The organism is Sorangium sp. So ce296, from assembly GCF_051529605.1.
In the GTDB taxonomy this organism is placed as follows: Bacteria; Myxococcota_A; Polyangia; order Polyangiales; family Polyangiaceae; genus Sorangium; species Sorangium cellulosum_D.
This window is the reverse complement of the sequence record NZ_CP150325.1, coordinates 937,028-962,308: the sequence shown is the minus strand read 5'-3', so window position 1 is coordinate 962,308 and position 25,281 is coordinate 937,028. Positions and strand designations below refer to the sequence as shown.

General features: G+C 71.4%; 17 protein-coding genes. 6 read left to right on the top strand and 11 right to left on the bottom strand.

Features of this window, described 5'->3' with window-relative positions:
• Window positions 1-162: 162 nt before the first annotated feature.
• From WME98_RS03630 to WME98_RS03620, 3 genes are read right to left on the bottom strand one after another with little or no spacing between them, the layout of a single operon-like run.
• Window positions 163-2,469, bottom strand: a complete 2,307-nt coding sequence (locus WME98_RS03630; protein ID WP_437949978.1) for a hypothetical protein — start codon at window positions 2,467-2,469, stop codon at window positions 163-165.
• A 24-nt stretch (window positions 2,470-2,493) separates the two neighbouring features.
• The gene (locus WME98_RS03625; RefSeq protein ID WP_437949977.1) at window positions 2,494-3,153 is read right to left on the bottom strand and encodes a class I SAM-dependent methyltransferase; all 660 of its coding nucleotides are present in this window, start codon (window positions 3,151-3,153) and stop codon (window positions 2,494-2,496) included.
• Window positions 3,146-3,964 carry a class I SAM-dependent methyltransferase gene (locus WME98_RS03620; protein WP_437949976.1) on the bottom strand — a complete coding sequence of 273 codons (819 nt, stop codon included), beginning with the start codon at window positions 3,962-3,964 and terminating at the stop codon, window positions 3,146-3,148. Before WME98_RS03620 ends, WME98_RS03625 begins: the two co-directional genes overlap by 8 nt.
• Window positions 3,965-4,364: 400 nt before the next feature.
• Here WME98_RS03620 and WME98_RS03615 point away from each other — a divergent pair, with 400 nt between their 5' ends.
• Window positions 4,365-4,526 (top strand): hypothetical protein, encoded by a 162-nt coding sequence (locus WME98_RS03615; protein WP_437949975.1) that lies wholly within the window; start codon window positions 4,365-4,367, stop codon window positions 4,524-4,526.
• A gap of 48 nt (window positions 4,527-4,574) precedes the next feature.
• On the opposite strand, the gene WME98_RS03610 is transcribed toward WME98_RS03615, so the two are convergent.
• A complete protein-coding gene (locus tag WME98_RS03610; RefSeq protein ID WP_437949974.1) occupies window positions 4,575-4,982 on the bottom strand; it encodes a nuclear transport factor 2 family protein in 408 nt (135 codons plus the stop codon).
• A gap of 113 nt (window positions 4,983-5,095) precedes the next feature.
• Here WME98_RS03610 and WME98_RS03605 point away from each other — a divergent pair, with 113 nt between their 5' ends.
• Entirely contained in the window at window positions 5,096-5,701 is a 606-nt protein-coding gene (locus WME98_RS03605) for an AraC family transcriptional regulator (RefSeq protein ID WP_437949973.1), read from the top strand.
• A 534-nt stretch (window positions 5,702-6,235) separates the two neighbouring features.
• A complete protein-coding gene (locus WME98_RS03600) occupies window positions 6,236-6,997 on the top strand; it encodes a trypsin-like serine protease (protein ID WP_437949972.1) in 762 nt (253 codons plus the stop codon).
• Window positions 6,998-7,199: 202 nt separating this feature from the next.
• Here WME98_RS03600 and WME98_RS03595 read toward each other — a convergent pair whose 3' ends face one another.
• From WME98_RS03595 to WME98_RS03580, 4 genes are all read right to left on the bottom strand, one after another.
• Window positions 7,200-9,371, bottom strand: a complete 2,172-nt coding sequence (locus tag WME98_RS03595) for an OmpA family protein (RefSeq protein WP_437949971.1) — start codon at window positions 9,369-9,371, stop codon at window positions 7,200-7,202.
• Window positions 9,372-9,564: 193 nt separating this feature from the next.
• Window positions 9,565-9,843, bottom strand: a complete 279-nt coding sequence (locus WME98_RS03590) for a hypothetical protein (RefSeq protein WP_061627642.1) — start codon at window positions 9,841-9,843, stop codon at window positions 9,565-9,567.
• 45 nt (window positions 9,844-9,888) lie between these two features.
• Complete coding sequence (locus WME98_RS03585; protein ID WP_437949970.1) at window positions 9,889-10,752, bottom strand: fumarylacetoacetate hydrolase family protein; 864 nt, start codon at window positions 10,750-10,752, stop codon at window positions 9,889-9,891.
• Between the two features lie 321 nt (window positions 10,753-11,073).
• Window positions 11,074-14,763: a hypothetical protein gene (locus tag WME98_RS03580; protein ID WP_437949969.1), complete on the bottom strand. Its 3,690-nt coding sequence runs from the start codon at window positions 14,761-14,763 to the stop codon at window positions 11,074-11,076.
• A 720-nt stretch (window positions 14,764-15,483) separates the two neighbouring features.
• On the opposite strand from WME98_RS03580, the gene WME98_RS03575 reads away from it, so the two are divergent.
• The 3 genes from WME98_RS03575 to WME98_RS03565 all read left to right on the top strand — a co-directional run bounded on the left by WME98_RS03575 (window position 15,484) and on the right by WME98_RS03565 (window position 20,642).
• Window positions 15,484-17,232: a DUF1592 domain-containing protein gene (locus tag WME98_RS03575; RefSeq protein WP_437949968.1), complete on the top strand. Its 1,749-nt coding sequence runs from the start codon at window positions 15,484-15,486 to the stop codon at window positions 17,230-17,232.
• A complete protein-coding gene (locus WME98_RS03570) occupies window positions 17,229-18,839 on the top strand; it encodes a DUF1552 domain-containing protein (RefSeq protein WP_437949967.1) in 1,611 nt (536 codons plus the stop codon). The genes WME98_RS03575 and WME98_RS03570 overlap by 4 nt, the downstream gene beginning before the upstream one ends.
• Before the next feature lie 411 nt (window positions 18,840-19,250).
• A complete protein-coding gene (locus tag WME98_RS03565; protein ID WP_437949966.1) occupies window positions 19,251-20,642 on the top strand; it encodes a hypothetical protein in 1,392 nt (463 codons plus the stop codon).
• A gap of 311 nt (window positions 20,643-20,953) precedes the next feature.
• Here the strand turns inward: WME98_RS03565 and WME98_RS03560 are convergent, their stop codons facing one another.
• The 3 genes from WME98_RS03560 to WME98_RS03550 all read right to left on the bottom strand — a co-directional run bounded on the left by WME98_RS03560 (window position 20,954) and on the right by WME98_RS03550 (window position 24,663).
• On the bottom strand, window positions 20,954-23,182 hold the full coding sequence (locus tag WME98_RS03560) for a hypothetical protein (protein ID WP_437949965.1): 2,229 nt from the start codon (window positions 23,180-23,182) through the stop codon (window positions 20,954-20,956).
• Window positions 23,183-23,327: 145 nt separating this feature from the next.
• Complete coding sequence (locus WME98_RS03555; RefSeq protein WP_437949964.1) at window positions 23,328-24,185, bottom strand: glycine zipper family protein; 858 nt, start codon at window positions 24,183-24,185, stop codon at window positions 23,328-23,330.
• A 226-nt stretch (window positions 24,186-24,411) separates the two neighbouring features.
• A complete protein-coding gene (locus WME98_RS03550; RefSeq protein WP_437949963.1) occupies window positions 24,412-24,663 on the bottom strand; it encodes a hypothetical protein in 252 nt (83 codons plus the stop codon).
• Window positions 24,664-25,281 lie beyond the last annotated feature (618 nt).

Below are 25,281 nucleotides of genomic sequence, written 5' to 3'. Positions count from 1 at the left end.
GAGCGCTCCTGGGCCCGTTCGGCGTCACCTGCGACACGGCGTCGCCGTGGTCCGATGGGCTCGCTTGTCATCAGAGACGGAGATGTTCGTCGTCGCGGCCCATGAGAGCTCCGCTCTGGCCATGCCTGCGTCGCTCGAGAGGTCATGAGTCGGGCCGCCATCCTAGCACCCTCGCCGCGGCGGGAGGGGAGCCGGTCGCGGCGAAAGCGGCCGCCGGAGGCACGAGGCCCCGAGCGCGAGGGCGGCGGCGCACGCGAGCGCGAGCGCGGGCAGGTAAAGCCGCGGCAGCGCCGCCACCGCCTCCAGGTGGTGCCGGCCAGGGCCGACGCGCACCGCGAAGAAGCCCGGGGCGACGCGCCGCGGGACCAGCTCGGCGCCGCCGTCGCGCACGCGCCAGCCGCCGTACGCCGTGGCGCGGAAGACCACGTCGACCGGCGCCTCGGCGTCGACGATCGCCTCGTACGCGCCCGGCTCGCGCGGCGCCTCGCGCACGCGGGCGCGGGACGCGTCGCAGCCGTCGTCGGCCGCGGTGAGGCGCTCGAGCGGGCCGCGGGCCGCCTCCAGCGCCACGAGCTCGCCGGGCGCGTCGAGCACGGTGCGCGGCTGCGCCAGGTGCTCGAAGAGCGCCGCGAGCAGATCGGCCTCGCGGCCGCGCCACACCTCGCGCACGCACCCGAGCCCGACGTAGTCCGTGCCGCCCACCCGCCGCGACAGCTCGACCTGCCCGCGCCTGTCCACGAGCGCCCACGCCTCGGGCGGCCCCGGCCTCTGCGCGGTCAGGTGGATGAGCGTGCGGACGCCGAGCGCCTCCGCGCGCGCGGCGCTCCCGGGGCGCTCGGGCGCCAGCTTGAGGAAGGCGGCGGCGTGGGCGCCGACGTGCGCGCCCGCGCCGGTCGAGAACGCCATCGGGACCGCGCTGCGGAGATCGGCGGCGTGCACCTTGGAGCAGGCCGCGAACGTGTCCTCGGCGCCGTAGCTCGCGCGGCCATGAGGCGCCTCGGCGAGCCAGCGGGCGATGAGATCGGGATCGAAGCCCTCGACGTGCGGCCGGCAGCCGCGCGACGCGACGAGCGAGGCCTGGTTCTCCGCGAGGACGTGGAGCTCGGCCGCGCGGGCGGGGATCTCGAGCGCCGCGACGAGCGCGAGCGCGGCGGGCGGGAGCGCGGCGAGCGCGGCCGGGAGGTGCGCGGCGAGCGCGGGGCGCGGGAGGAGCGCGGCGAGCGCGGGGCGCGCGGCGAGCGCGGCGCCGATGCGCGCGAGCGCCGCGGCCGCGAGGTCGAGCCCGGCGACGATGGCCGCGGCCGCGACGAGCGGCAGGAGGGCGAGGGCGCGCATCGGCTGGAACACGGAGAGCAGCGCGCGGCCGAGCGGGCCCGCGGAGGCGATCCAGCCGCCGCTCATCGAGAGGAGCAGCGCGGCCGCCGACGCCGCGAGGAGGGCCCGCGACGCCGGGGCGCGGAGGCGCGTCGCGTGCAGGAGGCAGGCGGCGATCCACGCCGAGCCGATCACCGGGGCGTGCTCGTAGTCGAGCAGGTCGCCCTCGAGCGTCCACGGCAGCACGCGCTCGGGCCCGAAGCCGATGTGCCGCCACCCGAGGCCGGCTGGCCAGCCGAAGGGCACGGCCATCGACGCGATGCCGGGGCCGTAGAGCGCGGCCGCGACAAGGCCGCCGCCCGCGAGCGAGCGGAGCGCCCGCGCGCACAGCCGCCGATCCCACGCGGCGATCGCGGCCGCGGCGAGGACGGCGGCGCTCACCGCGAAGACCTGCGGATGCGTCGCCGCGCAGGCCGCGGCGAGCGCCGGCCCGAGCTCGAAGCGGGCGGGGCGGATCACCGCGGCGGCCCAGGCGACGACGAGGGGGATGACCAGGATCTGCGAGAGCAGCCCGAGGAGAAAGAACGACGGCCACCCGCCGGCGAACTGCACGTACGGCGCGACCCACGCGAGCGCCACCGCGCCGGCGGCCGCCGACGCCGGCCGCGCGCCGGCCGCGCGGGCCGCGGCGAGGGCGACCAGCGGGGCGCCGACGAAGGCGGCGAGGCCGAGCCCCTTCGCCGCGACCACCGGCGCGACGCCGAGGCGGATCAGCGCCGCCGTGAGCAGCCAGCCGACCGGCGGGTAGTGCAGCGCGACCGGGAAGCCGCCGTTGTTCGTGTCGATCCACCCGTGCGGCAGGCCGCTCGTCGCGATGTCGTAGGCGATGGCGAGGTGCGAGCTCGCGTCCTTCCACAGCGCGGCGCCGGGCCCGGCGAGCGCGCGCGCGTCGCGCAGCGCCGGCAGGAGCGCGGCCGCCACCGCCGCGGCGGCGGCGAGCCAGGCGAGGCGCGGCGCGGGCGCGGGCGCCGCGGGCGAGGCGGGCGCGGGCGAGGGCGCGGCGGACGCGGGCGCGGCGGATGCCGAGGCCGCGTCGGCGCGGAGCTCGGCCAGCCGGAGGACCAGGACGCCGAGCGCGATCAGGAGGAGGAGCATGGATAGAGCTCGCCGGCGCCCGCGTCAGCCCGGGGCGCGCCGCCAGGTCCCGAGGAGCGACCAGCCGGTGAGCGTCCGCCGCACCGACACGAGCCGCATCTGCTCCCCGACGTCGAGCGCCGCGAGGCGGCGCGCGTCGAACTTGCTCGGGTGGATGTGCTTGCGCGAGAAGCCGTCGCGGCGCGCGATCCACTCGAGCACCGTGGCCTCGAGGAGCGGCAGCGTGGACAGCCGGCCGTAGTTCGGGGTCGTGAGCAGCAGGGTGCCGCCTGGCGCGAGGCGCGCCGAGAGCCCGCGCGCCCAGCGCGACGGATCGAGGGTGTGCTCGACGACCTCCTTCGCGAGGACGACGTCGAACGGGCCGTCGAAGCCGCCGCCCGTCGGCAGCTCGTAGGGCCCCGGGCAGACGGCGAAGCGCGCCGCGCGCGCCGGGTAGAGGCGCCGGCACGCCTCGATGGCGCGCGCGTCGAGATCGCAGCCGTAGAGCTCGGTCGCGGGCGGAGCGCCGGGGATCTCGCCCTCGAGGCCGCAGCCGACGAGGAGCACGCGGGGCCGCGGGCCGCGCGCGGCGATGGCGCGCGCGAGGGGGCGGGTGAGCGCGCCGTGGTAGAGCGACCACGGGAACCGCTCGCGGCGCCGGTGGTTCGAGAAGTAGTCGCCGGGCGGCGCCGCCGGGTCAGCCATCGGGCCGCGCCCGCGCCACGAGCAGGTACTCGGCGGCCGCGTCGCCGCCCGGGGCGAGGCGCCCGACCGCGTTGACCACGGCGCGCGCCAGGTCGGCGGTGAGCGGGCGGAGCGCTGGCATCGCGATCCACCGGCCGGTGAGCTTGCGCATCACGTAGCCGAGCAGGCTCGGGTACAGCATGAAGTCGAACGCCCACGAGGTCGGCCTGCCCGCGATCGGGCGCGTCTCCGTGAGGTCGAAGCCCGCGCGCGCGAGGTGATCGCGCCAGCCCGCCTCGTCGTACAGGTGGACGTGCGAAAAGACCCGGTCGAGCGCGTCGCCGTACGCCCGCGAGAGGCCGACCAGGCCCACGGCGCGCATCGCCTCGGGCAGCGCGAGGTGGAACGTCCAGTCGGGCGTGGGCACGATGAGCACGAGCCGCGCGCCGGGCTTGAGCGCGCGCCGGATGTTCACGAGGGCCCCGTGGAGATCGGGCACGTGCTCGAGGCTGCAGTTGGCGATGGCGCTGCCGAAGAACGCCTCGGGCAGGTGGACGCTGACGATGTTGCCGCAGATGAGCGTCCGGTACGACGCGGTCCGCTGCGCGCGCTGCACCTCGGTCGGGTTGATGTCGATGCCCCACGCCTGCTTCTGCGGGTAGGCGAGGCGCGCGAACAGGCCGTCGCCGCAGCCGACGTCGAGCAGCGGCTCCGGCAGGTCGAGCTCGCGCACGGCGCGCAGCCGCACGCACTCGCGGATGGCGAGCGCCGCGGGCGCGAAGGCGTAGTAGGCGAAGAAGTCCTCTGCGTCGAGCGGCCACTCTCGGTCCATGGGAGCGTTCTTCACCCGTGGCGGCGCGCGGGGCGCCGGCGCGCGCGGAGCGCTTCCGTGGGGTGCGGATCGTCGGTCGCTGCGGCGAGCGCGGCGAGCGCTCCGGGAGCGCGGGGCGGCAGGGGCATGCGCGCCATCCTAACATCGGCGCGGCGCTTCCCGAGCGCGGCGGGCGCCTGACGTCGCCGGCAGAGCCCGATGCGCGGCGTCCGGCGGCTCCGGCGTGGGCCTGCGCCTGGCTCGGGGAGGGCAGGCGCCGCGCTCCTGTCGAGCAAGCTCGACGTTATGGCCCGGCTCGAACACGTCGATCTGTCGCGCGTGGCCCTCCTCTTCGGGCCGCTTCGCTGGCGCGACCGCGCAGGCGACGATGACGGGAAGGTCCGGGGGAAGGTAGATGTCCTTGACCAGTTCCTTACATGACCGCCTCAGTCGGCAGGATCGTACCCTATATGACGGGCGGCTGAACCCGCTGTTCCAGGCGGCGGAAGAGGCCATGCTCAACGCGATGACGATGGCGACGACGACGTTCGGGCAGGACGACCACGTCGGCCATGCCATCTAGAGGTTTCCGCCCCGCTTTTCCAGCGCGATCCGGTTCCCTGCTCAGCCGTCACCGTTGGCCGTCGACGAGAACGATTTTTGCGTACAACGTGTCGTGATACTCCTTTACGGCGACAATCTTCCCGTCTTTGAACGCGATCACGGAATGATAAAGGTTGTCGTAGTTGCGGCCATCCGCCGTCACCGCGTGACCAGCCAATTCCACAGCGACGCGGTCGTCTTCCGCGACCAAGCCGGTGGGAACGAGTTTCAGCCCCCTTGGAAAAATTGCGCCGACGGCGTTCATCGCCTCAATAAATTCGGACTTATTTTTGACGCCGGAAAATGGAAGATGTTCGCCCCCGGCGCTCCACCAGGCAACGTCGTCATGGATCATCGCGAATGCGCCGGCCAGGTCATTGTTGCTGACTTTTGCGAAGAACTCTTCAACAAGACGCTTGTTCGTTTGAGTCGTCATGTTATTTCCCTTTTGAGTGGCCGACGCCAAGCAGGCGTCGCCATTGTTCTTGCAAGTGAGGATCGAGCAGTGGGGCGATCGCGTAGACGCTGCGCATCGGTCCGAAGCGGGGTGTGGCCGAGGTGCAAATCATCGGCGGATACTTCAACTTCGATCCCCAGCACGCCCATTTGGTGACGAGCGTGCTGCCGCCGCTGCTGCGCATCCCGGCGACCGCGGCGGGGGCAACGCACGAGCTGGCACGGCTGCTCGTGCGCGAGGTGGTCGAGAATCAAGCGGCGCGTGGATTCGTGCTCGACCGGATCGCGCAGCTCATCCTGGTGAGCATCTTGCGGTCGCTGGACGGCACGAAGCTGCGCAAGCGAGTGGGGTGGATCGCCGCCCTCGCCGATCCGCACATCGGCGTCGCGCTGCGGTGTATTCACCGCGACCCGGCGTCCTCGATCGTCGTGGGCGAGCTCGCGCGCGCGGCCGGGATGTCGCGCACCGCGTTCGCAGCGCGCTTCAAGGCGCTCGTGGGGAGACCGGCGTACGACTACGCGATCGCGTGGCGCATGAGCCTGGCGCGGGACGCGTTGGTCCGTGAGCCGGCGCGCTCCATCGGCCAGATCGCGTTCGACCTCGGGTACAAGTCCGAGAGCGCGTTCAGCACCGCCTTTCGTCGCGAGGTGGGGATGGCGCCGCGCGCCTATCGGGCGGCCGCGTGGATGCGCGCCTGACGCACGGAACGAGGCCAGATCAGCATCGATCCTGCGTAGCCGAATCGTGCTCGCCGTTTCAGGGTCGTCCGCCGCTGCTGAGCGGTCCTTTGTCCGGGTCGCTCGCGCAGATTCAGCGCACGCTCGACTTCACGCAGGACTTCACCCCGGTGAGGTCCAAGGCTGCGTTCACGCTCGCGCTGTCGGACCGTTCGGCGTTCGTGCCGTAGGCTGTGGAATATTGGAGAACCGCTTCGATCGAGGTTCGCCGCGTACGCCCTCGACCCCGCCTGTTGCGCTGCCGAGGGCGGCTCCGGTGTGGCCGAGCGGGGCGCCCTGCACCGCCGCGTCGCCCGCGGTGAAGGGCCCGCGGCATCAGCGGTCCCACCGTAACGAGGAGATTGACTTTCGGATCGCGTTTGGATTTCCTAGCCCCTGAGTCTTCTGGGTGCGCGATCGCGCGTGGTTGCGCGTACTTACTTGGGCCGGAACTGCAGTCGCTCCGCTCCGTAGACACGAACGCGAGCGCGCTCTACTCTGCTCCGTGAGGGACCCATGCGTGAGCGAAATCGTTCGTGGTGCGTTTTGATTGCGAGCGCGAGCCTCGCGCTCGGCTGTGGCAGTGAAGCGCTCGAGCCCGAGATCGAGGACGTCGAGAGCGACGAATCGGCGATCATTGCCGCGGCGTCGGCCCGGGCGCGAGAAGGGACGCAGATCCTACGCGGGCTCGTGCGCGTGCAGCACTCCGGCGGCTCGTGCTCGGGTGTGTTGTATCGGAACAACTGGGTTTTGACGGCGCAGCACTGCACGGGAGGCTCGGTACAGGTGACGCTCGCGGACGTGACGCAGACCGCCGTGCAGAAGGTGAACGCCGGAAACAACATCGGTATGCTCCGCGTTCCTACGAACTTCGTCGTTCGCGACGGAACCACGCCGTACTCCAACACGAACCTCCTTTCCTCGGCGTCGGCATCGACGCTGCCGGGTACGGCCGTGCGCTGCTACGGGCGCGGCGACACGTATTACGTCGACGGCGGTCCGGACACCGACGGCGGTGGGCTCTGGCGGTACGCGTCGCTCTCGATAGCTCGGGCGAACTCGGAATTTTACACGATCGTCCCGAACTCGCTCGGACAGATCACGGCGCCGGGAGACTCTGGCGGCCCATGCTACAAGGTGAACGGTGACTCGTACGTTCTCACCGGCATCGTCGAGGGCGGGCGTTTCTGCTTGGTGGGCGGAGAGTACCACATTTGCGAATCGGACCACAACCTGGTCTCGACTGTGCGGAACACGATCAACAGCGTGAGTGAGTAACGGCTGAACGAGCCGTTCCGAGAGATCGCGCAGGCCGAGGTCGGCGGCGCCCGCGCGGCGCCGTACCCGCGCGGCGCCGTACGTGATGCCGTACGTGATGGAGACGACGACCGCTTCACGCGCGACGTCTCCGTGATCGATCTCGACAGCGCGCTCGGGCTCCCCGTCGGCCGCGCGGTCTCCCCAAATCGTCCTCCGGCGCTCACCGGCCTTCGATGACCAGATCGCGGAGCGTGTCGTCGAGCTCGGCGCGCGCCATGGCCGCGTCCTCGACGCGCTGGGTGATCTTCGCGCCGGTCTCCTCGGACTGTCGGGCCACCTCGGCGAGCCGGTCGAGCAAGGTCTGGCGGAGCTTGCCCGCCTGGGGCGTGCGCTCGATGGTCCTCAGGCTCTCGCGCAGCTCGGCGGCGCGGTCGATCAGCTCGGCGCGCTTCCGCCGCAGGGGGTCGAGCTCGTCGTTCGCCGCGTCGAGCGCGCGCCGGAGCGCGAGCGCGCGGTCCAGCCTCGCGCGGAGCTCGGCCGGGAGGCTCGAGCCCTTCAGGTACAGCGAGAGCCGCTCGCTGTCGGCCTGGACGAGCGGGATCTCGCGCTGGGACAGCCGCGTCTCCTCGACCACGACCTTCTGGGGCGCGCCGGGCGCGAGCTTCTTCTCGACGAGGCACGCGTGCGGCGTCGCGTCCGTGCACCCCGGGAGGCCCAGCGGCTCGAACCCGGACGCCCGCGCGTGGCGGATGAGCAAGGTCTCCGGCACGTCCCGGCCGGGCCTCACGTCATAGACCGTCACGCGCCGGTACCGATCCTCCACGCGCAGCGCGCCGCGGGACAGCGACACGACCCGCACCGGCACCTCCGTGGTCATGCTCGTCGCGCGCACCTCGGTCGAGCTGTCGATGGCGTACGGGATCGTCGCGCTCTGCCCGGGCAGAAGGCGCGCGAGCACGCCCTCGCCCACGAACGTCCCGCCGGAGAAGATCGACACGGATCCGGGCTGGAGGCCGAGCGCGCTCCGGTTCTCGATCTGCGCTGCGCGGAAGGGGTGGGTCGCGCTCGCGGGCGCCGCGGGATCGGGGCGGAACAGGAGGACGTCCTCGCCCGCGACCGGGCGGTTGATGAGCGTGATCAGCGCCGACGACTTCTTCGGGAGCGTCACCGGGTTCGCGATCGCGTACCGGAAGGCCCCGGCGACGGCGTCCACGCTCGCCGCGCCCTCCGGCACCTTCGCCATCGCCTCGGGCGTGACGGCCGGCGCCTCGCGCTCCGGGCTGGGGGCCTGCGCCTGCCCGACGTCCGCGGCGCGCAGGTAGACGCGGCGGTTGCGCTGCCGGTTTTCCTCGGTGTCGTTGGCGGCGAGGGGCATCGCGGCGCCCTGCGAGCGCGTCACGAGCTCGGTCGTGACCCCGAGCTGGAGGAGCGCAGCGCGCACGGCCGCAGCGCGCCGGGCCGCGAGATCCGCCGCGCCGGCCTCGTCGGCCGACGCGTGCCCCTCGACCTCGAACACGCGGATGTGCGGGATGCCCTTGATCGTGCGCGCGATCTCCTCGATGAGCGGCCTCGCGCGCGGCGGGATGACGTCCGAGCCCTTGTCGAAGGGCACGGTGGTCAGGATCTGGATCTCGCTGCTGATGGCGCGGACGGCCTTCGGGCAGCCGTGATGGCCGGGCTGCGGGCTCGCCGAGCCGGGCTCGCGCGGGCAGGCGTCCTCGTGGTCGAACACGCCGTCGCGGTCGGCGTCGGGCCCGGGCGAGCTCTCCGCGAGCACGGGGGCGAGCGCGCCGCCCTCGCCGTCGTAGACGCCCTTCAGCTCCGGCCTGTCGAGCATCGCCGGCGTGCGCAGGTTCGAGGCGTAGGAGAGCGGCGCGCCCGTCGCGAGGGTCACGTTGACCTCGCTCCAGTCCTCGTCGCCGATGTTGCTGATGAGCGCCCACGCCTGGAGGAGCGCCCGCTTCTCCTTTTGCCCCTTGGCCGGCAGGATCACGCGGTAGGTCGCCTTCCAGGCGGCGGTCGGCACCGCGTACGCGATCGACACGGGCCTCTTCGCGGCCGGCGAGAAGACGAGCTCGACCTCGGCGGGATCCTCGGGCCCGCTCGCCTGCCCGGAGCGCGGCAAGAGCGCGCTCACGGTGGAGGGGGTGTCGTTCGGCCCGAGGTTCTGCTCGACGACGACCATGCTCTTCAGCACGTCGTCGACCTCGCGTTCCCGGAACCGGAGCGAGAGCCGCTCGCCCGACATGACGCCGGTGCGCTCGAAGTAACCGAGGCCGTTCTGGTACAGGACGACGTGCCGCAGGCGGAGGTCGGGCGAGGGCCCTTTCGCCAGCGGTCCGGCGCACGCGGTGAGGGCAAGCGAGAGCGCCGCGAGGAAGGCGTGCTTCATGGGGGCGGGCTTTCCGTGAAGGAGGTGGAGGCGCGGGGGCGCCGGCAGTGTACCCGACGGAGATCGACGGCAGGCGGTGGAGCACGGTGGCGGCGCGGCGGCTCCTGGTCTCGAATGGCCTGGGTGCTCCTGCGAGGTCTCCGTGGGCGAGGCGTGGGTTGGAAGAACGCCGCGTTCGGGGGGCTGGTCGCCTTCAGGGCGAGATCGGTGGCTCGAGCGTGCCACCCTCGTCTTCCGCTCGGCCGCGGATGTACTTGGCGGCAAACTGACAAGCCAGCTCCACAGCGTGGAGCGGATCCGCACCGGCCAGCGGGCGATCGAACGCGATCTCCGCGCCCCACACAATCGTTACGTTGATGCCCCAAGGCGCGGGATCGTCGGCGTCGCGCACCTGTCTGACATCAAACAGCCGCACCGTGATGTCCCGAGGTGCGTCGCCCTTGAATTGATACCTCAGCTCGATCATGCTCATCTGCACCTTCTGTCGCGTTCGCGATTGCAACCCTTCGACGGCTGATTATTTCTGCCGCACCACGCGGTTGCGCAGGACGCCGATCTTCTCGACCTCCAGCTCGACCACGTCGCCGTCCTTGAGATAGCGCCCATGCTCCAGGCCGCAGCCGTCGCCAACCGTGCCGGAGCCGAAGAACTCACCGGGATGGACCGTCTCGTCGGCCGAGACGCGCGCCAGCAGATCCTCGAATTTGTGGTGGATCGTGCTGGAGTTGCTGTCGCACCAGGTCTCGCCGTTCACCCGCGCCTGCATCCGCAAGCGATAAGGATCGCCGATCTCATCCGTCGTGACGAGGAACGGCCCCATGCTGTTGCCGGTGTCGAAATCCTTGCCTTTGCAGGGGCCGAGCATGCTCTGCATCTCGATGCTCTGCGCGTCGCGAGCGGAGAAATCGTTGAAGATGGTGAAGCCGAAGATGTGGTCGCGCGCCTCCGACGGCTTGATGTCCTTGCCCTTCTTGCCGAGGAAGAAGCCGAGCTCCAGCTCGAAATCCATCACCTGGCTGTAGCGCGGCCAGATGACGTCGCCATCCGGACCGATCACCGAAAAGCGATTGGATTTGTAATAGATCGGCATCCGATACCAGGCCGGCGCGACCTTGACCATGCCCAGCTTGACCAACCATGGGCCGAGCACGGGATGGCGCATCTTGGCGATCTGTTCCATCGCCTGCTGAACATGCTTCTCGAACAGCATGCTGTCGCGGATCTGCTCTGGCACCGGCACGGGCGCGTGCAGCTCGGCCTCCGACAGAGGCACGCGGATCTCGGCCTTGGCATGCAGGTCGCGTACCCGCGCCATCGCCTCCGCGCCACCCTTGATGATCGACAGCATCTCCGGGAAGGCATCGCCGAGATCGACGATCATCGCGCCATCGCTGGTGAGGACGCCTGGCCGCATGGTCCCGCGCGGCGGATGACTGAAGGTGCAGAATCTCATCTGATAGCTCGCTTGTCCTGTGCTTCGATGACGGCGACGGCGCCGGTCCGGCCCGCGGGAGCGCCGCGGGGTGGTGGCCCAATTGCCCCAGAGTGATTCACATGAAGGCGGGAAGGCAGGAAGATCATGGATCTGTTCTTCCCGCCTTCCCGCCTTCATGTTCAAATCCGGCCACCACCCGCCGCGGAGCTCGTGCGGCGAGCTGGAGGCGGTGAAGCCGAAAGGCGGCAGGGCGGCCGTCGTGGCCTCTCAGAGGGAGTTGCCCGAGGCCCCCGCGCTGCCCGGGAACCCCATCGAGGTGCCGCCGGCGCCCCCCGAGCCGGCCGCGAGGACGTTGCCCCCGAACGTCACCGAGCTGCTGCCGACGCGGTAGAGGCCATACGAGACGCCGCCCGCGCCGCCGCCGCCGTACCCACCCTGGCCGCCGTTGCCGCCGCGGCCGCCGTTGCCGCCGGCGCCGACCTCGCTGGTGCACACCGTCCCGCCATTGCCGCCGTTGCCGCCGTTGCCGCCGGCGCCGCCGACGCCTCCCGCGCCGCCGTTGCCGCCGTTGCCGCTGGAGATCTGGTTGGCGATGAGCTGGAATCCGTTCGAGTTCACCAGGAACAGCCCGAACGAGCCGCCGCCCCCGTTGCCCCCGACGCCTCCGAGGCCGCCGCAGCCCCCGGCCCCGCCACCGCCTCCGCCGTTGCCGGCGCCGTCGTTCGCGATGATGCCGCCCTGCCCGCCGCCGCCGCCGCCGCCGCCGGCCCCGTTGCCGTGCACACCCGTTCCGCCGGTGTTGCCCACCCTCGCCCGCCAGAGGTTGCCGGTGATCGTCCCGCCGTTGCCGCCGGTGCCGTTCAGCCCGGCCCCGCCGTTCGCGCCGTTCTGGCCGTTTGCGCCCGGCTTCCCGGCGGCGTCGTATCCCGCCGCGCCCCCGTTCCCGCCGAGCGACCCGCCCACGCCGTTCTGGCCGCCGCTACCCGCGTGCTCCCCTTCGGGGCCCCCGTTGCCCCCATTGCCGCCGGCGCGCCCGCAGGTCGACGTCCCCCCCGCGCCGCCGGTGCGCGTGCCTCGGTCGTCGCAGCTACCCGCCCCGCCGGTCGACCCGTTGCCGCCCGCCTCGCCGGCCGCCCCGCTGCCGCCCGCCGCGCCCGGCGCCCCGTTGCCGGCCTCCAGCCTGCTGTTCTTCAGCGTCACCGCCGTGCAGTTGACGCACCGCATGGCGTAGTTCGAGGTCCCCGCCGCCGACACGCCCAGGTCCAAGGTCATGATCGTCAGCCGATCGAGCGTCGTGGGCGCGTTGATGTTCGTCCCCTCGACCGCCGCGGCGTAGCCGCCATCCGTGCTCCCCGAGCGCACGGTGACGATCGACGAGGCGGATCGCGCCCAGCCGAGCGCCCGGTTGTAGCCGCCGTAGAGCGACACGCCGCTCGTGAGGGTGACCCGGCCGTTGTAGAGCCCCTGCGAGATGTAGACCTGCGTCTTCCCCCGCACCACCGCCTCGTTGATGCCCCCCATGACCGTGAGCTTCGGCTGCGCCATCGTGCCCGGGGTGGTGATGGCGTCGCTCCCGTCCGTGGCGACGAAGATCGCCTGGCTCGCGTCGCCGTCGATGCCGTCGCAGTTCGCGTCGACGAACGCGTCGTCCGGCAGGTCCACGTCGCTCAGGAACGTGCACGCGTACTCGCAGCCGTTCGCGAGCGACCCGTCGACGTTGTAGAAGCCCGGCAGGCAGCCCTCGAAGGTGCACGCCCCCGCGCCGCACCCGACCGCCGCGTTCGGGATCGCCGCGGCGCAGTTCATCCCGCAGCCGCCGCAGTTCGCCGGATCCGTCGCGGTGCTGATCTCGCACCCGTCGGCGTCGATGCCGTTGCAGCTCGCGTACCCCGCGTTGCAGGCGACGAGGCCGCAGGCCCCCGCGACGCACGCCTCGGCGGCGTTCGCGAGCTCGCACGCCGCGCCGCAGGCGCCGCAGTGCGCGGCGCTCGTGCGCGTGTCGGCCTCGCAGCCGTTCGCCGCCTGGCCGTCGCAGTTGGCGAAGCCGGCCTCGCAGGCGCCGAGCACGCAGCTGCCGGCGAGGCACGACTCGGCGGCGTGCGGGAGCGCGCAGGCGATGTTGCAGCCGCCGCAGTTCGCGAGATCGCTCGCCGTGTGGACCTCGCAGCCGTCGAGGGCGCTCGCGTTGCAGTTGGCGAACCCCGGGTCGCACGCGCCGAGGACGCACGTCCCGCCGAGGCACGACTCCGCGCCGTTCGCGAGGTCGCACGCGACGCCGCAGGCGCCGCAGTTCGCGGCGCTGCTGTTGAGATTGACCTCGCAGCCGTTCGCCGGGTCGCCGTCGCAGTCGGCGTACCCCGCGGCGCACGCGCCGAGCACGCAGCCGCCGTCGACGCACGACTCGGTGGCGTTCGGGAGGTCGCACGTCGCGCCGCAGGCGCCGCAGTGCGCGGTGCTGGTGTTCGTGTCGACCTCGCAGCCGTTCGCCGGGTTGTCGTCGCAGTTGGCATACCCCGCCTCGCAGTCGCCGAGCACGCAGGTGCCGGCGAGGCACGACTCGGCGGCGTGCGGGAGCGAGCAGGCGATGTTGCAGCCGCCGCAGTTCGCGAGGCTCGTGCCGGTGTTGACCTCGCAGCCGTTCGCCGGGTCGTTGTCGCAGTTGGCGAAGCCTCTGTCGCAGGCGCCCATCACGCAGACGCCCGAGAGGCAGGCCTCCGCGGCGCCCGGGTAGCCGCACGAAGCGCCGCAGGCGCCGCAGTTCGCGAGGCTCGCCCCGATGTTCGCCTCGCAGCCGTTCGTCAGGTCGCCGTCGCAGTCGGCGTAGCCGGCGTCGCACGCCCCGAACTCGCACGCGCCGGCCACGCACGCCTCGCTCGCGTGGGCGAAGTCGCAGGCGACGTTGCAGCCGCCGCAGTGGGCCGCGCTGGTCAGGAGGTCGGTCTCGCAGCCGGTCAGCGGGTCGAGATCGCAGTCGGCGTGGTTCTCCGCGCACCCCATGATGTTGCAGTTGCCGCCGTTGCAGAACGCCGTGGTGTGCTCCTTGAGGCAGCTCGTCCCGCACGCCCCGCACGACCCCACGTCGGTCAGCAGGTTGGTCTCGCAGCCGTTCGTGGGGTTGCCGTCGCAGTCGGCGAAGTGGTCGGTGCACGACGACACCGTGCAGACCCCCTCGATGCAGCCGGTGGTCCCGTTCGGGGAGACGCACAGCTGTTCGCACGCGCCGCAGTGGGCCGCGCTGGTCAGGAGGTCGGTCTCGCAGCCGTTGTCCGGCTCGTCGTCGCACGCCGCGGTCCCCACCGGACAGCTGCCCGACCGCCCGATGACGGGCACCACCACGTCGGGCGCGCGCGCGCTGCCGATCTCGGCCTCCACGGTCACCCGATCGGCGGGCAGCGGCCCGGCGACGCCCCTCGAGGTGAACGTCACCTCGAAATAGAGCGCGCCGCCCGGCTCGGTCTCGGCCGGCAGCGTCTCGGCGGCGCGGATCCACGCGCCCGGGCTCGCCGGATCGGGCTCGTAGCGCGCCGGCTGGACGGCGAAGTCGGCGCTGGCGATGCCGGCCTCGGTGAAGACGACGTCCTTCCCGGTCTGGTTCTCGACGCGGAACAAGCGTGTCCGCTGCCGGCCGGCCGGCACCGACGCGAAGTCGAGGACCTCGGGGCTCGCGCACGCGCCGGTCGGCCCTCCGTCGTTGAGGACGCAGAGCTCGAGCTTCCCGCTCGCGGCCCCGCCAGCGCCGCCGCCGCCGCCGTCGCCGCCGCCGCCGCCGCCCGCGCCGCCGAGGCCTCCGCTGCCGCCCGCGCCGCCGGTCCCGGTCGGCCCTGTCGGGACCTCCGAGCCCCCCGCGCAGCCGGTTGCGGCGAGCGAGGCGACCAAAGCGAGCACGGGGACGAGCGGCGCCACCCGGACGAACAGCGTGGCGAGGTTCGGACGCAGAAAATTCCTATCGCGCGCCATAAGGCCAGTGGAGCTCAGAGGCCTTACGCTGTCTACAGATCTCGCGGCCGCCGGAACGAGACCTGGCGCGATGGCGGAATTGGCCTTCCCTGCGTCCCCGATGGATGGAGGCCAATATCGCACCTCGCCGCATTGCGCAGCGTCACCCCGCCGGCCGCCTGGACGCGCCGCGTTCCTCGGGCGGCGGGCCGCCGGCCGTGGTTTGACGCGCGTGGGGCGCACCGCGCGTCGCGGGCGCCTGCCCAGCTCGACCGGCGCTCCGGGGTCGCGCCGGATCGTCCACGACGCCAAGGCCGGCCGGGTCCTGTCCTCGGCAGTGCTGAAAATTGAACATGAAGGCGGGAAGGCGGGAAGAAAAGATCAATGATCTTCCTGCCTTCCCGCCTTCATGTGAACTCTCTCCGGGCAAATTTGAGCACTACCCTGTCCTCTCTTTTGACGATGAGGCGCGCTGCGCGTCGGGCCCGACTCCACGGGTCGCTCGCGTTGTGACGTTCTCCTCGGGTCGTTTCAGCAGCACGAGCGAGCCGCCGGTTCCCTGGACTCGGGCGCGTCCGGGCGCCGCCGGTGACAACGTTTTATCCAGGGGCATTTCGGCGCAGAAAACAAACTTGCGCCATAACGAAAATACGAGAAAACGAGTGATCTGCAGCCCATGACAAGGCATCCTATGTCTGGGCGATGGCCGATGTGAGCGCCCCGCCGGACGAGGTGAGTGCCATGTACACGTGGGCGAGGCGGTTCATCGTTCCTGCGCTGTTCACGACGAGCTGCGCGGCGATGCTCGGGTGCATCGCGAACATCGGCGGCCTGGATGACGAAGAGGAGAGCAGCGGGCCTGGCGCCGGGCCCGGCAGCGGGCCTGGCGCCGCCGCCGGCACCGGCGGGAGCGGTTCGACGGGCTCCGGCCCCGGCGTCGAGCCGACGGTGTGCGTGCCGGGCGTCCCGCGGACGTCGGCGCTGCCGCGCTTGACCAAGGCGCAGTACGACAACATGATTCGCGATCTGGTCGGCATCGACAGCCAGCCTTCGTCGATGCTCGCGCCGGACGGCGTCGGGAGCGTCGATCAGCGCGCGTGGGATGGATACAAAACCGCGGCAGCGACGGTGGCGGCGGCGGTGATGGCGGACCCCGGCGCGCGCGCCAAGGCCATCCCCTGCACCCCGGAGGGCGACGGCACCGCGTGCGCGCACGAGCTCATCGATGCGCTGGGGCGGCGCGCCTTCCGGCGCCCGCTCACCGACGAGGAGAGGGGGCGCTTTCAGGCCCTCTTCGCCCGTCGCCAGGAGCTCACGGAGACCGGCTCGTTCGACGACGGCGCCCAGCTGATCATCGAAGGGTTCCTGGTCTCCCCCTCCTTCCTGATGCGCGCGGAGATCAACGAGACGCCCGAGGGCGAGTACTTCGCGCTGAACAGCCACGAAGTGGCGTCGCGCCTCTCGTACCTGCTGTGGGGGAGCATGCCGGACGACGCGCTGTTCGCCGCCGCGGACGCCGACGCGCTGCTCACCCCGGAGCAGATCCTCGCGCAGGCGCGGCGAATGCTGGCGGATCCCAAGAGCCGCGGCATGGTCAAGGCCTTCCACGAGCACTACCTGCACATGGGCCCGGGCACCCGCTGGTCGAACATCCAGCGCGATCCGGCGGCCTTCCCGGACTTCGACGCTTCGATGGTCCCTCTCTTGTCCGAGGAGACCGATCGCTTCATCGAGCACGTGGTCTTCGACCAGGCCGGGGCGTTCCAGGAGCTCGTCACCACGCCGGTGGGCTTCGTCAACGCCTCCCTGGCGCCGCTCTACGGCCTGGATCCTGCGCAGTTCAACGGCGCGGAGCTCGTGCCGGTCGATCTCGACCCGATGCAGCGCTCGGGCCTCTTCACGCGCCTGGGCTTCTTGGTGTCGCACTCGGGGTACGACCGGACGTCGCCCATCCTGCGCGGCGCGTTCCTGCAGAAGGAGGTCCTGTGCGCCGACATCCCGCCGCCGCCGCCGATGGTGGAGGGCACGCCGCTGCCCACGGACGAAGACCTCACGACCAACCGCGCTCGCGTCGACGCGCAGACGGCCCCGGACGCGTGCAAGTTCTGCCACCACACGTACATCAACCCGACGGGCTTCGCGCTCGAGGCGTACGACGCCGTGGGGGCCTACCAGCAGACCGAGTCGTTCTCGGGCGCGCCGATCGACACGCGGGTGAGCGTCGACATGGGCCAGAGCGTCGTGGAGCTCGACGGCCCGGTGGCGCTCTCCGAGGCCATCGCGAGCTCGCCGGAAGCGCAGAAGTGCTACGTGAGAAAGTGGGTCTCGTTCGCCTACGAGCGCGAGCTCAACAGCGAAGACGCCTGCACCGTGGACGAGCTGAGCGCCAAGCTCACCCAGGGCGGCTACACCGTCCTCGACCTGATCGCGGACCTCACACAGAGTCAATCGTTCCGAGTTCGTGCACTGCAGACGGAGGTGGCGCCGTGAACCGAAGGCTATTCCTACGCGGAATTGGTGGCGCAGCGCTCGCGGTCCCCTTCTTGAATTCGCTCGTCCGCTCCGCGCGAGCGCAGGAGGTCCCGTCGCCGCGGCGCCTGGTGATCTTTTATACGAACAACGGTTGCCTGACGAACCGCTGGTTCCCGACGATCGAGAGCGGGTCCGGGAGCGTCACCGCGGCGTCCCTGGAGGCGGTGCAGGCGGACGGGAAGCCCCGGACCCTCGCAGCGCTCGCCCCCTTCGCGGCGAAGCTGCTCTTCCCGCGCGGGCTCGCGATGCCCCTGAACGGCTTCAACAACAAGGTGGACGGGGTGGTGCATTTCGATCCGCACGATCAGGGCATGGGCAGCAAGCTGACCTGCGCGCCCCTCGATCCCGCCGGGGAGCACTGGGCGCTGTCGCACTCGCTCGACCACGAGATCGCGCAGCGCTTCAACCAGGGCACCAACAAGTCCCCGCTCGTGCTCTCCGTCGGCAACGCGTTCACGAACGTCAAGGGCATCGTGTCGTACTCGGCGTCGAAGACGCCGTACGCGCCGGTGACCAACGCTCGCACGGTGTACAGCAGCCTGACCGGGCTCTTCGCGAGCGGCGCCGAGACCGAGGCGGATCATCGCGTGGCGCGCGGCGAGAGCATCATCGATCTGGTGAGCGCCGACCTCAGCGCCTTCAAGGCCCGCAAGATGAGCGCCCCCGATCGGAGGAAGGTCGACGACTGGCTCTCGCTGCTCCGCGAGACCGAGCAGCAGGTCGTCCCCTCGGCCTGCACCGAGGAGGCCGCGGTCGCGCTCGGCGTCACGGACGCCGCGCTCACCGAGGCGGGCTACCCCGCCCGCGGCGGCGGCTTCCCCAACAGCGAGAAGGTGTACACGCTCGGCAGCGAGATGATGATCCGCCTCATCGCCCTCACGATGATGTGCGACAGCAACCGCTCCATCGTGCTCCAGTGGCCGGGCTACGTGACGTTCAATTGGGACGGCATCGCCCACACCCACGATCATCACGGGCTCTCGCACCGGAACGGGAGCGCCGCCACCGGCGGCCAGTGCGTGAGCGGCGTCATCGAGCAGATCCACGAGATCGACCGCTGGTACGCGGGGCGCTACGCCAAGCTGGTGAAGACCATCGACAGCATCGCGGAGGGGGACGGCACCATGCTCGACAACTCCGCGGTCATGTGGCTGCCGGAGCTCGCCGATGGCAACGCGCATAACAACAACAACCTCCCCATCGTGATCGCCGGCAGCGCCGGCGGTTACCTCAAGCAGGGCGTGTCAGTGAACGTCGCGGGCGGGAACCTCGCGGTGGGCAACAGCGAGGCCAGCTGCGCGACCGGCGCGGAGGGCGAGGACAACAGCGGCAACACCGGCTCGTCGGGCGGGACGGTCCCGCTGAACAAGCTCTACACGACGTTGATCAACGCGCTCGGCGCCGGGATGCCCGACTGGGAACCGGTCGATCGCTTCGGCGTGTCGGATGCGGTCTCGGCTGGTTTCGGCGGCAGCGCTCCGTCGTTCACCACCGACGGCGCGGGCAAGGTCATCGACGGGCCCGGCATCAGCAATCCGGGGGAGCTCGACGCCATCAAGGCGTGAGGCGGGGGGAGGCCCTCGCGGCGCCGCTCGGGCGCGCGGGCCTCGCCTGGCGAGCTCAGCAATACCGAGCTCCCGCGCCTCCTGGGCCAGCTCCGCGGGCACCCGCGCGAGGCCCTGCTTCTCCTCGCCGACGGCGGCGGCGTTCCTCGTCTCGAGCGCCACGCGCGCCTCTGCAGACCCCTGCTTCCAGATCTCCGCGGTGCGCACGTTTTCGTCGGGGCCTCCAGTCTCCTCGGGAATTATTCTGCGCCCCCGTGATCGCTTTCCGTCTCCGGACATGCCGTACCGCTCGTAGGCTGCCCTACGATTTTTCGTCGGCTGCTCCGGTCGAGCCGGCGCGCCGCTGCGCGATGAAGCCATCACGACCCCGACGGCGCGTCTGCGCGGCGGACGCTGTCGAGAAGGAGTTTCATGCGAAAGTCGATGTCGTTCGTGCTCACGCCGCTGGCGTTCCTGCCGGCGCTGCTCCTGGGTTGCTCTGGCGAGGAGGCGCCGGGCTCGGCGGGGACGTCGCCAACATTTCATCGCGACGTCGAGCCGCTCTTGCAGAAGCACTGCATGAGCTGCCATTCCCCGGGGAACATCGCCCCGTTCGGTCTGACGACGTACGAGGAGGCGCGCTCGGTGGCGGGCCTGATGGCGCACGCCACGCGGGAGCGCACGATGCCGCCGTGGGGGGCGGAGGAGACCGACGAGTGCCAGCCCCCGTACGGCTGGAAGGATGATCTCCGGCTGAGCGAGGCCGAGATCGCCGTCCTCGAGGCGTGGTCTGCGGCGGGCAGCCCCGAGGGGGATCCTGCCGACGCGCCGCCGCCGTTCGTCCCCGGCGCCGGCGGGCTCAGCGGTGTCGAGCTGGAGGTCGCGCCGGAGGAGCCGTTCGTCGCGAGCGGCGATGCCGACCAGTTCCGGTGTTTCGTGATGGATCCTGGGCTCGCGGAGACGCGTTACATCAACGGCGTGCACATCGTTCCTGGCAACAGCAAGGTGGTGCACCACGCGCTCGTGTTCCTCGACCGGGAGGGCGCGGCGGACGAGCTCGCGGACGAGCACGGGGGATACGACTGCTTCGGCGGTCCCGGCTTCTCGGGCGAGCTCGTGGCCGCGTGGGCGCCGGGGGGCGTCCCGCTGGAGTTCGAGCCGAACATCGGCGCCGAGCTCCCGGCCGGCGCGCGGCTGGTGATGCAGGTGCATTACCACCCGGCGGGGACGACCGCGGACCCGGACACGACGCGCCTCCAGATGCGCTTCACGAAGGGGGTGCCGGAGTACTCGATGGGGGTCGCGCTGATCGGCAACTTCGAGTCGTCGGTGGGCGAGGGCGGCGGCCTCTTGCCCGGCCCCAACGATGGGGATGACGCCGAGTTCTTGATCCCGGCCGGCGCGGAGGATCACGTCGAGACCATGCAGTTCCGGATGCCCGAGTCGATGTCTGACGCGGAGGTGTACCTCTATGGCGCCGGAACGCACATGCACTATGTGGGCACGGACATGAAGGTCACCCTGGAGCACACGCGGGGCGATCCCGACAACGCTGCGAAGGAGTGCCTCGTGCAGACGCCGAGGTGGGACTTCTCGTGGCAGCGCGGGTTTTACTACGACGCTCCCATCGCGGAGCTCCCGCGCATCCACGGGGGCGATCTGCTCACGATGCGGTGCACGTACAACAACTCGAACAGCAATCCGTTCCTCGTGAAGGCGCTCCAGGAGCAGAACATGCCTGGCCCGGTGGACGTTCGCCTCGGCGAGAGCACGCTCGACGAGATGTGCCTCGCCGCGCTGATCTACCTGACCAAGAGACAATAACGAGCGCGAGCTCCGCCTCTCGCGAGCACGGAGCTCCCGTCTCCCGTCTTCCCTCCCGTCCCCCGTCTCCCGTCTCCCGTCTTCCCTCATCCCTCTTCGTGCGCGTGCGCGTGCGCGTTCCCGTGGTCGCTCCGGTCCGTGCACGAGCGAGCACGGACACGCGCACGCGCACGCGCACGAGAGACGAGCACGGGAGACGGGAGACGGGAGACGGGGGAGGGAAGACGGGAGACGGGAGAATGGGCACGGGGGACGGGGGACGCGAGACATGACCGACGCGACGCCGAGCGCCGCGTCGGCCTCGTCTCCCCTCAGGTCCGCGGCGTCCGCTGCTGCGCCAGCTGATCGAGCCCCAGCTCCCGCGCCTTCTGGGCGAGCGCCTCGATCTTCTTCTTCCCGTCCGCGTCCGCGCTCGGCAAGAGCGACGTCAGCATCCCCGACAGCGTGCCGTCCGCGGACCTCGCGAGCGGCGAGGGGTGCGCGACGAGCTGCTTCAGGTCCTCGGGGAGGCTCGCGTTGCCGTTCAGGTAGTCGCCGACCAGCGCCCGCACCGTGGCGCTCTGGTCGACCATCCCGTCGACCGACTGGCCGAGCGTGACCGCCTTGACGAACCGGTCGAAGAACGCCCCGTCGCCGCCCACGATGTTGATCTTCGCCTGCTCGAACGCGCCCCGCAGGATCTCCGCCTGCGCCCGCGCGATGTCGGCGCGGATGCGCAGCGCCTCGAGCTCCACCGCCCGCTCCTTCTCGAGCCGCAGGCGGAACTCCTCGTGCTCCCGCCCGACCCCGTCGAGCGCCTTCATGGCCGCGGCCTTCTCCGCCGTGCCGGCCGCCTCGGCCAGGAGCCGCTGCTTGATCGCGGTCGCCTCCGCCAGGCCCGTCTTCTCGAGCGCCAGCGCCTCCGCCTCGCGCGTCCGCGCCGCCGCGAGCCCCTTCTGCTCGATGCCCGCGGCCTCGGCGAGCAGCCGCTCCCGCGCGACGAGCGCCTCGGCCCGGCCCTGCTTCTCGATCGCCTGCGCCTCCGCCTCCTTCACGAGCACCCGCGCGAGGCCCTGCTTCTCCTCGCCGACCGCGGCGGCGTTCATCTTCTCGAGCGCCACGCGCGCCTCGGCGAACCCCTGCTTCTCGATCGCCTGCGCGTCGGCCTCCTTCACCCGGATGCGCGCCAGCCCCTCGGCCGCCGACTCGGCCTGCACGCCCTCGGCCAGGCGGATCTTCGCGCGCGCCGCCTTGTCGCTCGCCTCGAGCTCCGCGTCCGCGATGACGAGCTTCTCGCGCGCCCGGAACTTCGCCGCCTCCTCGCTCGCCTCGGCCCCCTTGATCTGCTTGACGAGCTGCTCCTGCGCCTCCGCCTCGGCGTTGATGCGCGTCACGTCCTTGAGGCGCGTCGCCTCGGCCACGGCGCGCACGTCCTTGATCCGCTCCTCCTCCTCGGCCACCGTCTTCTCGACCGCGATCCGCGCCCGGACCACGTCGGCGATGTCCTTCTTCTGGAGCTCGATCTCCTTCTCGCGCGCGATCTTCTGGAGCGACACGTCGCGCTCGCGGCTCACGATCTCGAGCTCCCGCGCCTTCGAGACGCGCTCGGTCTCGACCGCGACCTCGCGCTCCTTGTTCTTCTGGGCGACCTGGACGCCGCGCTCCTTCGCCTCGCGGGCGACGAACGCCTCCTCGTCGTTCTTCTCCTGGAGGAGCACCGTCTTCTTGCGCTCGTCGCTCGTGATGCGGGCGGCCTCGTTCTGCTCGCGCGCCTGCGCCACCGCGATCTCCTTCGCCTTCTTCGCCTCGGCCTCGGCCCGGCGCTGCTCGAAGCGGAAGATCGCCTCGTCGGAGTTCAGGTTCTGGCTGCCGATCTCCATCCGCTCCTTCTGGCGGAGCTCGTTCGTCAGCACGTTCTGCGCGACCGTGAGCTCGGTGATCTTCCGGATGCCCTCGGCATCCATGATGTTGTCCTTGTCGAGCAGCTCGATGGGCGTCTGCTCCAGGTAGTCGATCGCCGCGTCCGCGAGCACGAACCCGCTGAGATCCTTGCCGATGACGTCGATGATGTCGTCCTTGAACTTCTGCCGCTCCTTGTAGAGGTCCTCGAAGTTCAGGCGCTTGCCCACGGTCTTGAGCGCCTCGGAGAACTTCGCGGCGAACAGCTGCTCGAGCGTCTCCGGGTTCGAGGCGCGGACGCAGCCGATGGTCCGCGCGACCGTGCGCACGTCGTCCTGCGTCTTGTTCACCTGCACGAAGAAGGTGACCTTGATGTCCGCGCGGATGTTGTCCTTGCAGATGAGCCCCTCCTTGCCGCGCCGGTCGATCTCGATCGTCTTGACCGAGATATCCATGTACTCGGCGCGGTGGATGATCGGCAGGACGAGGGTCCCGGTGAAGGTGACGATGGGGTCCTGGCCTCGCGTGTTGATGATCAGCGCCTTGCCCTGATCCACCTGGCGGTAGAACTTGGCGTACATGACCAGCATCCCGAGGGCGACGAAGGCGAGGACACCGACGAGGACGAGGATGAGGGGGACGGTCACAGTGGGCACGCGCATCTCCTTCGCGATTCGGCGGAGGGGAGGGCGCTGATCCTCGCGCCAGCGAGGGTCGACGCCCGGGCCCGCTCCGAGCCGGGTCGGGGGCCGCACGATGCCCCCTCGGGGGAGAGCGTACACGAAACCAGCAGCGCGAAAGCGGCGTTCAGCCGCCGCGCCGGTGCTCGTCCCTGGCGCGCGCCGCGGGGATGGCCTCGTCCTCGGCGCCGTCCGGGGGAGCTTCCACGCGGGACGCAAGCCGCTCGGCGAGGGGAGGGGGTGGGCCCAGCAGGCCGTCGAGCGGCTCGACGCTGAAGACCTCCCCGTGTGGGTCCCAGCTCACGAGCAGCGCGCGGTCGCCGCGGCGGAGGGCGCCGGGCGTGTCGCACCGGACGTCGAGGATGTGGCTCGCGCCGCCCTCGTCGATCACCGCCTGGCCGAAGCGCTCGTCGACGCGCCCGGTGGAGACGACGCACACGCGGCCCACGAGGTCCTTCTTCGACGTCGCGTGTCGGGTCACGAAGAGCGGCGCGAGCGGCCGCACCGCGACCGAGGTCAGCAGCACGGCGACGACGAGCGACCCGGCGAGCGCCGCGAGGCCGAGGGCCCAGCGGGGCAGCCCGGCGCCGGCCCAGAGCGGCGCGGCGAGCATCGTCGACAGGGCGCTCGTGAACCAGCCGAACGCCGCGATCAGCGTGAGCGTCACGGTCGCCGGCACGCGGTGGAGCTCCAGGGCGACGAGCAGCGCGCCGACGCCGTGCGGGGCGTCGGCGCCGTCGGCGGCGCCTTCGAGCGAGCCCTTGGCGGCGCCCTCGAGCGCGCCCTTGGCGGCGCCTTCGAGCGCGCCCTTGGCGGCGCCTTCGAGGCCGCCGAGGTCGGGCGTCGCGTCGCCGTGGGCGCCGCCGAGCAGGTCGAGGTCGAGCGCGCCCAGGACGACGAAGAGCCAGTAGATGAGCGCGAGCGCGAGCAGGACCGTGAAGATCACGGCGGGGAACGCGAGCGAAGCGGCGAGCACCTCGGCCATAGGAAGACGCGGGCAGGGCGCAGGCGCAGGCGGAGGGGAAGCGATGTGCGATGCGGCGCCCGCGACCGGCGCCTCGATTGGATCACAGGGAGGGGAGGGATGGGGCCAAATTCGGCCGTCCGGGATGCCCCAGCATGCCGCCGAAAAGGCTTGACATGTGCGGACGGGCGCCCGAGGCGAGCCGGTCGGAGCCGGGGCCGAGCGACCTGCGGCGGGTGCAGGGCGGCTATCGGTCGCCCGCGTCCTCGCCCGGGGCGACGTCTTTCGGCGCCGCGTCTTCCTGATTGCCCGCGTCCGGCGAGCCGCCCTTCGATTCGTCCTCGTCCGGCGCGCCGTCGTCCTCTGCGCGGGCTTCGCCTTCCTCTTCACCTCCGATGGAGGCGGCGCCGCGGGAGACGGGGAAGGGCGCGTAGTCAATGAGGGGCTGGACGATCGGCGAGGGGATTCGCGGGTGCAGGCACGAGCCATGGGAGAGCACGTTTCGTTCACGTCGCGAGGGAGATAGCGGGCTTGAGGGTCGCGAGAGAGGTGGTGTGCCGCGGAGTCGAGCTGGGCCGCGTGCGCGGCGCCGCGCGGCGGGCAGCGGGCCGGGGGGCCGGGGGATGCGTAGGAGGCGGGAACGTGTTGCATAGGACACAACTGGAGCGCGCAGGAGGGGGGGCGGGGCTGCGCAGGAGGCGCGGCGGGGCTGCGCAGGAGGCGCGGCGGGGCTGCGCAGGAGGCGCGGTTTGGTAATTGTGCGGGCTCGTCGCGGGATGGCCGTGGGCGGGCACGCGCAAACCAGCGCGTACTTCGCAGGACCGCTCGGCGTGTCGGTGAGCACTAACGTGGATTGGGTCGGCGGGGGCAGCCTCATGCTTCCGGGCTATATGTCGGTGATTGTCGCCGCCGGTCCCGAGCTTCGATGGATTTCCAGAGGAACGCTCAAAAAACTCTGCTGCTGGTCGTCGCCATCGCCATCGGGGTGCTGGCGGCATGCAACTGGGTTCCCCGCCGTCACCGCTCCTGCCGCCGAAGTCCGCCGTGCTCTTGGTGTCGCGCACGATGCCTCGACATTGGCATCGAGAGAGGGAGCCGGGTTGTGTGCAGCGCTTGA

Excerpts from the sequence above, each read along its gene's own strand:
- WME98_RS03630 (WP_437949978.1), bottom strand. The coding sequence starts at position 2,469 with ATGCTCCTCCTCCTGATCGCGCTCGGCGTCCTGGTCCTCCGGCTGGCC.
- WME98_RS03625 (WP_437949977.1), bottom strand. The coding sequence starts at position 3,153 with ATGGCTGACCCGGCGGCGCCGCCCGGCGACTACTTCTCGAACCACCGG.
- WME98_RS03620 (WP_437949976.1), bottom strand. The coding sequence starts at position 3,964 with ATGGACCGAGAGTGGCCGCTCGACGCAGAGGACTTCTTCGCCTACTAC.
- WME98_RS03610 (WP_437949974.1), bottom strand. The coding sequence starts at position 4,982 with ATGACGACTCAAACGAACAAGCGTCTTGTTGAAGAGTTCTTCGCAAAA.
- WME98_RS03600 (WP_437949972.1), top strand. The coding sequence starts at position 6,236 with ATGCGTGAGCGAAATCGTTCGTGGTGCGTTTTGATTGCGAGCGCGAGC.
- WME98_RS03595 (WP_437949971.1), bottom strand. The coding sequence starts at position 9,371 with ATGAAGCACGCCTTCCTCGCGGCGCTCTCGCTTGCCCTCACCGCGTGC.
- WME98_RS03590 (WP_061627642.1), bottom strand. The coding sequence starts at position 9,843 with ATGAGCATGATCGAGCTGAGGTATCAATTCAAGGGCGACGCACCTCGG.
- WME98_RS03585 (WP_437949970.1), bottom strand. The coding sequence starts at position 10,752 with ATGATCGTCGATCTCGGCGATGCCTTCCCGGAGATGCTGTCGATCATC.
- WME98_RS03580 (WP_437949969.1), bottom strand. The coding sequence starts at position 14,763 with ATGGCGCGCGATAGGAATTTTCTGCGTCCGAACCTCGCCACGCTGTTC.
- WME98_RS03575 (WP_437949968.1), top strand. The coding sequence starts at position 15,484 with ATGTACACGTGGGCGAGGCGGTTCATCGTTCCTGCGCTGTTCACGACG.
- WME98_RS03565 (WP_437949966.1), top strand. The coding sequence starts at position 19,251 with ATGCGAAAGTCGATGTCGTTCGTGCTCACGCCGCTGGCGTTCCTGCCG.
- WME98_RS03560 (WP_437949965.1), bottom strand. The coding sequence starts at position 23,182 with ATGCGCGTGCCCACTGTGACCGTCCCCCTCATCCTCGTCCTCGTCGGT.
- WME98_RS03555 (WP_437949964.1), bottom strand. The coding sequence starts at position 24,185 with ATGGCCGAGGTGCTCGCCGCTTCGCTCGCGTTCCCCGCCGTGATCTTC.